This window comes from Treponema sp. R80B11-R83G3 (assembly GCF_054786115.1).
In genome coordinates this window covers 89927-102284 of record NZ_BDHF01000040.1, presented here as the reverse complement: position 1 = coordinate 102284, position 12358 = coordinate 89927, and the positions used below count along the sequence as shown (strand labels likewise).

General features: G+C 44.6%; 11 protein-coding genes and 2 tRNA genes. All 13 read left to right on the top strand.

Annotated features, from left to right (window positions below):
* On the top strand, positions 1-352 hold a 352-nt coding region (locus ACYVRH_RS07590), incomplete at its 5' end, for a FecR family protein (RefSeq protein ID WP_461256324.1).
* A 103-nt stretch (positions 353-455) separates the two neighbouring features.
* A complete protein-coding gene (locus tag ACYVRH_RS07585) occupies positions 456-1286 on the top strand; it encodes an SDR family oxidoreductase (RefSeq protein WP_461256323.1) in 831 nt (276 codons plus the stop codon).
* Positions 1283-2818, top strand: a complete 1536-nt coding sequence (locus tag ACYVRH_RS07580; protein WP_461256322.1) for an aldehyde dehydrogenase family protein — start codon at positions 1283-1285, stop codon at positions 2816-2818. The genes ACYVRH_RS07585 and ACYVRH_RS07580 overlap by 4 nt, the downstream gene beginning before the upstream one ends.
* Before the next feature lie 75 nt (positions 2819-2893).
* Positions 2894-4375: a UDP-N-acetylmuramate--L-alanine ligase gene (gene murC, locus ACYVRH_RS07575; RefSeq protein WP_461256321.1), complete on the top strand. Its 1482-nt coding sequence runs from the start codon at positions 2894-2896 to the stop codon at positions 4373-4375.
* The gene (locus ACYVRH_RS07570; protein ID WP_461256320.1) at positions 4368-5234 is read left to right on the top strand and encodes a YicC/YloC family endoribonuclease; all 867 of its coding nucleotides are present in this window, start codon (positions 4368-4370) and stop codon (positions 5232-5234) included. Before murC ends, ACYVRH_RS07570 begins: the two co-directional genes overlap by 8 nt.
* Positions 5235-5251: 17 nt before the next feature.
* Positions 5252-5779, top strand: coding sequence for a (d)CMP kinase (gene cmk, locus ACYVRH_RS07565; protein ID WP_461256319.1), 528 nt, complete (start codon positions 5252-5254; stop codon positions 5777-5779).
* A gap of 222 nt (positions 5780-6001) precedes the next feature.
* Positions 6002-7228, top strand: coding sequence for a hypothetical protein (locus ACYVRH_RS07560; RefSeq protein WP_461256318.1), 1227 nt, complete (start codon positions 6002-6004; stop codon positions 7226-7228).
* On the top strand, positions 7228-7491 hold the full coding sequence (locus ACYVRH_RS07555; protein ID WP_461256317.1) for an EscU/YscU/HrcU family type III secretion system export apparatus switch protein: 264 nt from the start codon (positions 7228-7230) through the stop codon (positions 7489-7491). Before ACYVRH_RS07560 ends, ACYVRH_RS07555 begins: the two co-directional genes overlap by 1 nt.
* 108 nt (positions 7492-7599) lie before the next feature.
* A tRNA-Gly gene (locus ACYVRH_RS07550) sits at positions 7600-7671 on the top strand.
* Positions 7672-7779: 108 nt separating this feature from the next.
* Positions 7780-7853 (top strand) — tRNA-Val (locus ACYVRH_RS07545).
* 22 nt (positions 7854-7875) lie between these two features.
* Positions 7876-8982, top strand: coding sequence for a BMP family lipoprotein (locus ACYVRH_RS07540; protein ID WP_461256316.1), 1107 nt, complete (start codon positions 7876-7878; stop codon positions 8980-8982).
* A complete protein-coding gene (locus ACYVRH_RS07535) occupies positions 8972-10096 on the top strand; it encodes an ABC transporter permease (protein WP_461256315.1) in 1125 nt (374 codons plus the stop codon). Before ACYVRH_RS07540 ends, ACYVRH_RS07535 begins: the two co-directional genes overlap by 11 nt.
* A gap of 320 nt (positions 10097-10416) precedes the next feature.
* On the top strand, positions 10417-12195 hold the full coding sequence (locus ACYVRH_RS07530; RefSeq protein WP_461256314.1) for a leucine-rich repeat protein: 1779 nt from the start codon (positions 10417-10419) through the stop codon (positions 12193-12195).
* Positions 12196-12358 lie beyond the last annotated feature (163 nt).

Below are 12358 nucleotides of genomic sequence, written 5' to 3'. Positions count from 1 at the left end.
TTTGCAGTCGGGAAAAGTGAGAGTTGAGGTAAAACCTCCCGCCGGCACAAAAACAAACCTTAACGTGCAAAGCCCCAGCGCCACCGCTTCCGTCAGAGGGACAACTTTCGAGATGGACGCCTATAACCTGTACGGCATAGAAGGCAAGGTTTTGTTTGCCGGCGTTAGCGGAGTGGGAGTCCTTGTTACGGGCGGCAATTCAAGCTCCTCAAACGCAGACGGTACTGTTTCTGATCCGAAGGTGAACGCCGAAAACTCAGTCCAAGTGCTGCCGCCAGTCGGCGCGGATATTAAAGCTCCCTCAGCGTCTCAATCAAATAAAAGCGAAGTGGGGTTGGTTGTGGAATACTAAAATAAAAGGAAGAGATCTACCACGAACCACACGAACAAGTTTTGTGTGAACCCTCTCAATTAACCTATTGACTTTATTGACAAATTTTGCTAAAGTGTCAGGCATGAAAAACATACAGGATAAATTGATATTAATCACCGGAGGAGCATCCGGTATCGGGCAGCTTATGGCGTTTGCCTTTGCTGAAAAAAAGGCTAAGGTCATTATTTGGGACATTAACGACAACGCAATAAAAGCGATGGAAAATACAGCCCGTGAAAAAAACCTTTTTATTCGCGGAATGATCTGCGACGTGTCCGACAGGAACGCCGTTTACAGTCAGGCGCAAAAACTTACTGCGGATTTTGGTCAGTTGGATATTCTTATTAACAACGCGGGAGTTGTGTCAAAAAAAGGAGAGAAGGTTGTCGGTCCCGCTTTCCTTGGCATTCCCGATGAAAGTATAATTAAAACAATAAATATTAACGCGCTTGCCCTTTTCTGGACAAGTAAAGCGTTCCTGCCTTCCATGATTGAAAGGAACAGCGGCCATATTGTTACAATTTCTTCAGCGGCAGGAATGATCGGCGTAAAGGGATTGTCGGATTACTGCGCCGGAAAATTTGCCGCTTTTGGTTTTGACGAAGCTCTGCGTATGGAACTGAGGCGCATGAAAAGCAAAATAAGAACGACCGTAATTTGTCCCTTCTTTATAAATACCGGAATGTTTGAAGGGGTAAAAACCCGCTTCCCGCTCGTTCTTCCTATTCTTAAAAAAGAATATGCCGTAAAAAAAATTGTTAAAGCGGTATTGAAAAACAAAACACGGCTCATCATGCCCCGTTTTGTGTTTTCTGTATATTTACTGCGGCTCGTGCCGCCGGCATTAATGGATTTGATCGCCGACTTTTTCGGCATCAGCCACGCAATGGATGATTTCAGGGGTAGAGCATGACGCATAACGAACTTCACGAACTGGTAAATAAAGCGCGTAAAGCGCAAAGTTTATGGGCGGAACTTTCATATAACGAAAGGGCGCGGCGCATAAAAAAAGCGGGGCACAGCCTTGCCGACAAACGCGATGAAGTTACGGAAATAATCCACAAGGAAAACGGCAAGCTTAAAATTGACGCTCTTGCAGCGGAGGTTATTCCCGCGCTCATGGCGGTTCCCTACTATATCCGTCAGGGGCGGCGTTTGTGTAAACCGCAAAAAATTCGCGGCGGCAATATCCTAATGTGTTTTAAACAGAGCCGCATAATTTACAAACCATGGGGAGTGGTGGGAATCATCTCTCCGTGGAACTATCCCTTTTCAATTCCCTTCTCGGAAGTTATCATGGCGCTTCTTGCGGGTAACGCGGTAATTCTAAAAACTGCGTCCCTCACTCCCGGCGCGGGTCGCGTTATTGCGGAAATACTAAAGGCGGCAAATCTTCCCGACGGGCTTTTTGTCAATGTTGAGATGGCCGGGAGCGAAGCGGGGCACGCTTTTATAAACGGGGGAATAGACAAACTGTTTTTTACAGGCTCTACCGCCGTAGGCAAGGAATTGATGGCTCTTGCCGCCCATAAACTTTTACCCCTCACCCTTGAACTTGGCGGCGCGGATGCCGCGATAGTTTGCAAAGACGCGGATATTGACCGCGCCGTGGCGGGAATTATCTGGTCAGCTTTTTCAAACGCCGGGCAATCCTGCGGCGGAGTCCAGCGGGTTTTAGTCCACCGCGATATTCACGACAAATTTTTGGAAAAGTTAAAAACAAAAGTGAACGCCCTTTGGTCGGGGAGTGATGTTTCCTGCGATCATGGCCCGCTTATCTCTCATAAACGAAAAGAAAAAATCCGTCATCAGATAGAAGAATGTCTTTCGCAGGGAGCAACAATTGCCGCTCAAAGCCATGCGTTTAAACTTCATGACGGAAGCGTCGCCGGTACTCTTGATGATGAAAGCCTATTTGCCCCTGTAATAATTTTAACAGGAGTAAAAAAAGGAATGCCCATTATTGACGATGAAGTCTTTGGTCCCGTCATCGGAATAATTCCTTTTGATAATGACGGCGAGGCTATAAGCATTGCCAACGACTCTTCCTACGCGCTGACGGCTTCGGTTTGGTCTAAAAACCACAGGCAGGCGAAAAAAATTGCAGCTAACATCAACGCCGGTTCAATAATGATAAATGATCACCTGATGTCTCACGGCCTTGCTGAAACTCCGTGGGGAGGCTTTTGCGATTCCGGGCTTGGAAGAACGCACGGTGAAAACGGATTCCGCGAAATGCTCAAGGTAAAGGTGGTTATAGACGACATACTGCCCGGCGCAAGGCGCGAACCCTGGTGGCAGCCTTATTCGCAAAAAGTTTACAAAGGCCTTGCCGCCCTTGGAGCCTTACTTGGAGAACGCAATTTGTTCAAGCAAATAGGCGCGCTTCCCGTTATCGTCGGCTTTTTCATGACTGCATGGAAAAAAGACGGGATAAGGAAGTAAACATCTCCAAAAATTCTGGTTTTATTTAAGTCGCAAAATCTTCCCGAACAAGTCTATTTTGTTGTAAAATAAATTATGGGAACGGAAGAATTATTTAAACCTAACTCCTACGTTTATTTTGTCGGAATAAAAGGGACAGGCGTATGCGCCCTTGCCGAGCTTGTGCATAATTCAGGCATAAAAGTTTCCGGCAGTGATATTAGCGAGAAATTTTATACTGACGAAATTTTGCAAGCCCTTAAAATCCCATACTACGAAGAATTTGACGCGGCGCATATCGGCAAAAATATTGACATGGTGATACACTCTGCCGCGTACGGCGCGGATACAAACCCGGAACTTAAAAGGGCGCAGGAACTTGAAATTCCAATGATTAAATATACCGATGCCCTTGGCGCGTGGTCTGCAAGATTCGATTCTACCGGCGTATGCGGCGTGCATGGAAAAACCACGACTACGGCGATTTGCGGCATAATGATGAAAGCCGCCCGTCTCCCCGCGCAAGTGCTTGTCGGAAGCGCGGTAATTGATTTTGGCGGCAGGTCAACAATCAGTCTTGGAGACAAATATTTTATCGCGGAAACTTGCGAGTACCGCAAGCATTTCTTGTCGTTTCATCCTAAGCGAATAATTTTAACGGCTGTTGAAAGCGACCATCAGGATTTTTTCCCCACTTACGAATCAATCCGCGACGCTTTTGTCGAGTACTGCCGCCTGCTTCCCGAAGGCGGGCAGCTGATTTACTGCGCCGATGATCGCGGAGCAAGCGAAGTTGCGGGTATTATAAAAAATGATAATCGCGGCATACAACTTATTCAGTACGGATTTGCCGCAGAGGGCGATTTTAAAATAAATTCGTATAAAGTTGAAAACGAGAAAGCTGTTTTTTCTATTGCGGGATTTCCCGGTGAATTTAACATTCGCATTCCGGGAAGACACCAGGCTTTGAATGTTGCCGCAGGTTTAGCGCTTGCTTCTTCGCTGGCAAAAAATGACGGCGCGGCAATTGGAACTGGTTTAAATCAAGAACAACTTGAGTCCATAAAAAACGCTCTTATCAATTTTAAAAGCACTAAACGCCGAAGCGAGATAATTGGCGAAAGCGGCGGAATAATTTTTATGGATGATTACGGACACCATCCCACCGCGATAAAAACAACGCTTGCCGGAATTAAAAGTTTTTATCCTAAACGGCGGCTGATTGTGAGTTTTATGTCTCATACATACACCCGCACCTCCGCTTTACTCGATGAATTTTCAAATTGTTTTAATGACGCCGATATTCTTTACCTGCATAAAATTTACGCTTCCGCAAGAGAAAATTACAAGGGCGGCGTAAACGGGCGCACGCTCTATGAAAAAACATCCGAAATACGCTCTTCTGCCGGTAAAGGGCAAACCTTCTATATGGAAGAAATAGATGACGCTTTCCAGCCGTTATGTGAAACTTTAAAAAGCGGCGACATTTTTATCACTCTTGGAGCTGGAAACAACTGGCCGCTTGGAGTTAAACTTTTCAAATATTTTAGCTCAAAAAACGGAGAAAAACATGGTTAGTATGACAGGTTACGCGTACCGTGAAAAATCAGGGCAGGATTTCTCGGTCTCGATAGAAATTAAAGGCTGTAACAGCCGCTATCTGGAAATATCCGTGAATCTCCCGCCGTGGCTTTCAACGCTTGAGGCAAAAATCCGCGAAAAGATTTCAGCTAACTGCGGCAGGGGGAAGGCGGATATTTTTGTTCGTGTTAGGGAACATAACGCGCCTGTCAGTATTAGCGTAAATAAAAACGCGGCAAGGGCGTACTACAACGCGATTAATGAAATGGCAAAAGAACTCGGCATAAAGGAAAAACCGTCGCTGTCAACAATCTTGGGAATGGAGAGCGTTTTGGAATTAGAAAAAAACCGTGATGACGAGCGTTATTGGCGGGAGATTGAACCCATGTTAAATGACGCTGTTAAAGGTTTTTGCGAAGAGCGGGAAAGGGAGGGCAAGCACACTCAGGATGATATTCTTTCCCATCTTGGAGCGATAGAATCGTCGTTAAAAAAAGTTTCTTCGTTTGTTCCTGTGATAGAGCAAACTTTAAAAGAGAATATAAGAACGCGGTTTGCGGAATTAATTGGAAATCAAATTGATGAAAACAGGGTGCTTGCCGAAACAGCGTCACAGCTTTTAAAGTATACAATTTCCGAAGAAATTTCCCGCCTTACTTCACATCTTGCCGAGTTCAGAGCGGAGACGGAAAAAAATCCGCGCCCGGGAAAAAAACTTGATTTTCTATGTCAGGAAATTAACCGCGAGATTAACACAATCGGCTCAAAAAGCGCTATAATAGAAGTAACTAATGAAGTTGTAAGGATGAAAGAAACGCTGGAAAACATCAGAGAGCAGTTAAGGAATATCGAGTAACGCTTTACGGGGGAGAGATGAAAAAAGACATTAAAATCGCTATTTCAGGAAGGAGCGGTTGCGGTAATACGACAGTCAGCAAAATGGTAGCGGAAAAATTAAATTTACATTTTATCAATTTTACTTTCCGTACTTTGGCGAAAGAGCGAAATGTAGAGTTAAAAGACATGCTTGAGCTTGCGTCAAAAGACGATTCGCTGGACAAAGAATTAGACGCTCGCCAAGTACAGCTTGCCCGTGAAGCCGGCGGTTGCGTATTAGGTTCGCGTCTTGCGATTTGGATGTTGAAAGATGCTGATTTAAAAGTCTACCTTAACGCGAGTCCGCAAACCAGAGCCGCGAGGATTGTAAACAGGGAAGGCGGCACTCTTGAAGAAATAGCCGCGTTTACAGCCAGCCGCGACAAACAGGATCACGGCAGGTATTTGCGCATTTACGGCATTGATACCGATGATTTTAGTTTCGCAGATTTAATTGTAGATACCGATAATATTACGCCGGAGAAAATTACGGAGATGATTGTGGAGAGAGCGAAGAGCAATTAGCAATTAGCAATGAGCAATTAGCAATGAGCAATTAGCAGTGAGCAATTAGCAGTGAGCAGTGAGCAATTAGCCAATGCGAGATGAGCGATGAACAATGAGCTATGAGAGATGAGCAATTAGCAATGAGCGATGATAAAACACTAGATTAGCGATGTACAATTAGTAATTAGTAGATACGAGATTAGTGAACTACAAAAAAAATTTATTTAGAGCGTGTTGATAATGATTGATAGAGTAAACCAACATAATCATAATTCTGAATTGTCCGCGAAAAAAACAGAGACGGGGAAAACACAACATGAATCACCAAAGCCGCAGTCAGTGCTATCCGCTAAATCTTTCGGTACTGTTGCGTCTAACACGCCGCGTTCAGCTGCGGCTCTTTCCGTTGCTTTGGGGTTACCGCAGGATAAGCTTTCATCTGCTATTATTTCTTTTGCGCGTTTTTTTTCACTCCCTTTAAAACCCCAACTGCTGGCTAATTTACGGCGTTACGCTCTCATGCCGTCTGCGGCTAAAGCCGCTTTGTCTGAACCTGCTGTGATTAAAGCCGCTGCGACTAAAGTCGCTTCACAAACTGCGAATCAGTCTTCTGCTGCCGCAAATGCCGCCGCCGCAAAAATGCTCCCTGCAAACGCTTTAGTCGCAGGAGATGCTAATGCCTCTTTTACAGCGGAAAAGACACGTCAGGCGGCTTCGCTTTCAGCCGCCGCGGCGGAAAGTAAGGGAACAGAACTTTCACCAGAAGGACTTGAATCTTACACTGAAGCTGTTGATCCCGAATCGCGGCGGCAGGACAGTGATGGTCAGCAAAGCGGCTTTAGACGCAGGCGGCGCAATAGGGAACAAGATGAAAATGCGGAAAAAAATTCTTTAAAAAGTGAAGCTGTTAAGAAGTCCCAATACGAAGATAGTTCTTCTACTCAACTTTTTACTGCGGACAGTCTTAAAAAAATGTCTTTGGAATACGCGGAACAAAATCCGCTTCTTGAAATTCTTAACAAGTTGCCTTGTAAAAACGGACAGCGTTGGGTTGTGCTTCCCTTTGATTTTATCGAAGACGATAAAAAATTCAATGTTTCAATGAGGTTATTGCTTGATGATGATAATTCGTTAAATCGCGCTGTTTGCATGACATTGGATATTTTAGAAAGCGTAAATATTGAATCTGCCTTAGAACATGACGGTAAGCAAGAGCATTTAAGCGGAGAGGCAACATCTGAGCGAAGATGGCTCTTTGTGATGGAGTCTGTAAATGAAAAGCCTCTGCGCGTGTCAGTATATCTTCAAGGTGAGCTTTCGCAAAAAAGTCATTCCAAGTTTAAAAGTGAGTTATCGAATCTTTTTAATATGCCCGTTGAACATATCAATATAATAAATAGAACGGAACCTTTTCCTTATGAGGCTTCCTTTGCGGAAAATTTTTCTTCAATAGATGAGGCTGTTTAATGAAAAAGAAGAAGATTGCGTCCGCTATCGGCTATTCATCAGGCGATCCCGCTCCTATGCTTTTGGCTTCGGGCAGGGGAAGGGAAGCTCAGCGGATAATTGAGATTGCGCAGGAGGCGGGGGTAGCGGTTGTGGAAGATGCCGCCCTTGCCGCCTTGCTTGACACAAGCGCGAAACCGGGCGATTTTATCCCCGCGTGGTGCTGGGAAGCGGCGGCAAAGGCGCTTGCTTTTGTAATAAAAACCGATAAATCCCCCTATTGACTTTTTTTGCCGTTTTTGTAAGTATCAATTTAAGGTTTTTGATATACGGATTTATTGAAAAATGACTAAAAACATTGGTTTTTAAATGTTTTAAAAAGTCCGTATCTGGCGGCTGTCGTATAACGGCTATTACCCCAGCCTTCCAAGCTGGAGACGTGGGTTCGACTCCCATCAGCCGCTGCTTTTAAGGTATTATTTTTTTTGAAGCGGAGCTTCAAAAAAAATAAGGATATGCAGCGGCTGCCTGCGGTCAGCCGCTTATTTTAGGCTATTTATTAGGTTTTATTGGGGCGCATAACTCAGCTGGTTAGAGTGCTTGCTTTACACGCAAGATGTCCCTGGTTCGAATCCGGGTGTGCCCATTTTTTTATAAAGGAGTATTTTGTGAAAAAGTTTTTTTACGCGTGCTTGGTTTTGATTTTGATAGTGTCAATATCATGTCAAAAAAAATCCGGGGCTTCCAGTTCTGCTTCCAATGTGGGCGTTACTGTCCGCCTTCTTACGGATTCTTCCGGTGTTGATGATAAGTCTTTTAACGCCGCCGCTTGGAGAGGCATTCTTGAATTTTATGGCGATACGGCGGCAAATCCTAAACAAAAGGGAAAGGCTTATGATTGGGTTGTAACTCAGGATCAAAGTATGTATGTCCCCAATCTTAGGATGGTTACAGACCAGGGGTACGATCTTATTATAGTAAACGGATATACATGGGACGAATCGTTGACTGTTGTTTCCAATGATAACCCTACTCAAAAATATCTTATTGTCGATGTCGATTGGGTCGAGGCTGGCAATGTAATGCAAGCGGTTTACGCGGAGCATGAAGGCTCTTATCTTGTCGGCGTCGCAGCCGCGTTAAAGGCGCTCGAAGACGGCATAGCTTCCCCGCGTTTTGGTTTTATTGGAGGTATGCCTTCATCGGTTATTACCAAGTTTGAGGTGGGTTATGTGCAAGGCATTCTTTCTATTATTCCCGACGCGGAAATTGTAGATTATTATGTAAACAGTTGGGATGAACCTGCCCTCGCAAAAACACAGTCGATGATTTGGTACGATTCAGATGTTTATGCGATTTTTTCCGCTGCGGGAAACAGCGGTAACGGGACTATCGCTCAAGCGAAGGAATATCGCATTGCGGGCAAAAATGTCTGGGCGATAGGAGTGGATTCCGATCAATTTGAAGACGGGCTTTATAACGCGAAGGATTCCGCCGTTCTTACATCAATGGTTAAGCGCGTGGAGAATAGCGTTATTTTCGCTTTAAACGCGGTTAAAAATAAAACTTTTAAACCCAGCGTAATAGTTTTTGATTTAAAAGCCGATGGGGTCGGCTATTCCGCCGCGAATTCCGCTCTTGGCAAAAATATTATTGACAGATTGGAACTTATTAAAGCGCAAGTCGCAAATGGAAATATTAAAGTCGCGGCGACTCTTGCGGACTCAATGCTTCTGCCGGGTTTCCCGAAAAATTTAAGGGCAATTGACGACTAAACTTAACAGAATAGAAGATAAAGTTCTTGAAATTTTTACAGGCTCGAATGCCGTAATCTCCGCTTTAGTCGTGCTTCTTGGTTTTCTTGTCGCCACGTTACTTGTCATTTTAATAGGGAAAAATCCGCTTGTTATGTATCAGGCTATGCTACAGGTTGTCAGCGGGTTTGATTTAACACGCGGCGCGTGGAATGTCCGCTATATAGGGGAATGGATAGTAATTTCCATGCCGCTTATTTTATGCGGTTTAAGCATGGGATTTTCCGTCCGCGCCGGGTTATTCAACATAGGGGCTGAAGGTCAGTACATAGCGGGATTAACGGCGGCTCAGTTAATCGCCGTAGGTTTTGTCCGCGCAACAGGCGAGCGAGTTCCCATTCATTTTTCAATCGCTGTGTTAGGCGCAATTATTTTTGGAGCTTTGTGGGGCGGCATCGCCGGTTTATTAAAAGCCAGGTATAAGGTGTCGGAAGTGGTCGCTACAATCATGATGAACTATATCGCTTTTTTTATACACCGTCTTGTTACGTTAAACATTCCCGGCAGTAATACTTTTAAAACTGTGAATTTTCCCGTAACGGCGGCTCTTTCAAGTCCGGTATTGTCGGCAATTACAAACAGATCAAGTCTGAATAACGGTCTTTGGTTTACGATTACTGCTGTCGTTATTTATTGGCTCATCATGGAAAAAAGCGCGTTTGGCTTTTCCTTAAAAGCCGCAGGTTTTAACAGGGACGCGGCTCTGTATGCCGGTATGCGCGTAAAAACAAATATTACCGTAGCAATGGCTATTTCCGGCGCTTTCGCGGGTCTTGCCGGCGCGGTTGTTTCGTTGGGATTGTTCAATTACGGGCGCGTATTGACGGCGTTTGACAATTACGGTTTTGACGGCATCGCGGTCGCTCTTGCGGGCAATTGTTCCGCGTTGGGAATAGCGATTATGGGTCTGCTTTTTGGAATGTTAAAATCCGCTCAGCCTTTGATGCAACTGCGGCAGATTCCAAGAGAGATTGCGTCGATTATTATGGGGTTGGTTGTTGTTTTTATCGCGTTACGGCCAGGCGTTCAAATGTTCGCGCAGTGGAGGAAGAAAAGGAGAATTAGAGAGAAATAAGACGTGGGTTATATAGCAAATATTTTCTAGGGTCAATTTTTAAGGCATGGGCTATGTTTTCTAACACGGTATCAGAGGGGAAATTTCTAATATAACAGAGTAAAAAGAGGCTTAGAATAATTATTAAACTATGGTATTATTTAAACATGAGACAAGAGCGACAACACATAAATTTTGCTCAATACGCCTTAAACGGCGTACATAATTCCCCCCGTTATATAAGCCGTCTAAAGGGCAAAACCAACACATTAAAACCTCAAAAAAACGCTGTCCGTATGTTTTTACGGCGGTTTTTTATATATCAAATCAAAGAGTTTTGTATGAAAAAAAAGAGGCTTAAAAAATACACATTCAAAAGCGCAATGGCGGTTACTTTTGCCGCATTATTTTTAGCGATGACAGGTTGCGGTTCCGATCCTTTTTATATTCGGATAGTGTCTATTGAAGGCGTGCCTGAAACCGGCACGGCAGGAACGCCTCTTGCCCTTACAGGAACAGTCAGACCCGCTTTTGCGAGTAATACAAATATTATTTGGTCTGTCAAAGACGCAGGAACCACAGGAGCGAGCATAAGCGGAAATATTTTAAATACTGCGGCGGTTGGGAAAGTTACAATAAGAGCGACAGTAACGGACGGCAAAGCGGAAGGAAAAGACTATACTCAAGATTTTTTGATTAACATGGTTGAAGGTAGTACAGGCGGCGGCGAAACCGTCTCCGTTACAGGCATAACGCTTTCCCCAACTACGCTTACTCTGACCGCAGGAAATACGGCTATTCTTACCCCTATCATAACGCCTGATAAAGCAACCAATATAAATGTAACATGGAGTTCAAGCAATGCTAATGTGGCGACAGTAAGCAACGGTACTGTTACCGCAGTTGCCGTTGGAACTGCAACCATTACCGTAACCACGGCGGACGGCGGCTTTACGGCGGAGTGCGTGGTTACGGTAAACGACGCAACCTTTACCACCACTGCGGATATAAAGGCATGGCTGGGTGACCAACCCGACAATACTGCCGACAACCCCTATCACATTGCGCTTAACGTGGATGATCTCGGCGGCGCATGGTGGGATTCAGGAAGCATCGGAAATGCGCTGTATGGCAACAGCGGCAAATACGTCTTTCTTGATCTCTCAGGAAGTACCATAACCAGCATTGGGGAAGGGGCTTTTGAAGGTTGCAAAAACCTTACCGGCATTATCATCCCAAACAGCGTTACCAGCATTGGAAATTGGGCTTTTGACAATTGTATCAATCTTACCAATCTAAATATACCCGCCAGCGTTACTAGCATTGGGAATAGCGTTTTTGATTTTTGCTTCAGTCTTACCGCAATAACTGTTGATTCCGGTAATAAAAATTACACTTCGGACCAAGGCGTATTGTATAACAAAAATAAAACCGTCATTATCCAATACCCGGCGGGAAAAGCAGGCGTTTCTTTTGTCATCCCCAACAGCGTTACCAACATTGGGGATAATGCTTTTGTTTACTCCGCCAACCTTACCAGCATAATTATACCCAACAGCGTTAACAGCATAGAGAAGGGCGCTTTTCATGGTTGCACCAGCCTTATCAGCGTAACCATACCCAACGGCGTTAACAGCATTGAGGATTTTGTTTTTTTCGATTGCACCAACCTTACCAGTGTAAATATACCGAACAGCGTTAACAGCATTGGGTATGGCGCTTTTCGTAATTGTACCAGTCTTATCGAAATAGCCATACCGGACAGTGTTAACAGCATTGGGCTTTCGGCTTTTTACGATTGTAAAAACCTTACCAACGTAACCATAGGAAACAGCGTTAACAGCATTAAGAGCTTAGCTTTTGCCGGTTGTACCAGCCTTACCAGCATAATTATACCGGACAGCGTTAACAGCATTGAGGATTGGGTTTTTGGAGCTTGCCACAGCCTTACCTGCGTAATATTTGAAGGGACGATTGCTTCGAGCGAATTGGATATTTATGCGTTTGGTGAAACAACATCTTTAGCCTACATCGGCGACTTGTGCGCCAAGTACCTTGACGGAGGTCCCGGGACGTATACAAGGCCAAGCACGACAAGTTTAACATGGTCGAAACAGTAGGAAGAAGTGTATGCAATAGGAGGCGCACAGGTAACTGTTACCGCATCCCGGCAGTGTCGTTATGCGACATATACACGCCAGCGGTGGTGACTATTGCTAATTATTCATTATTGATCCATACGGCTACACCATGCGTTTATTGAGCGTGTGAAATATTTTAGAG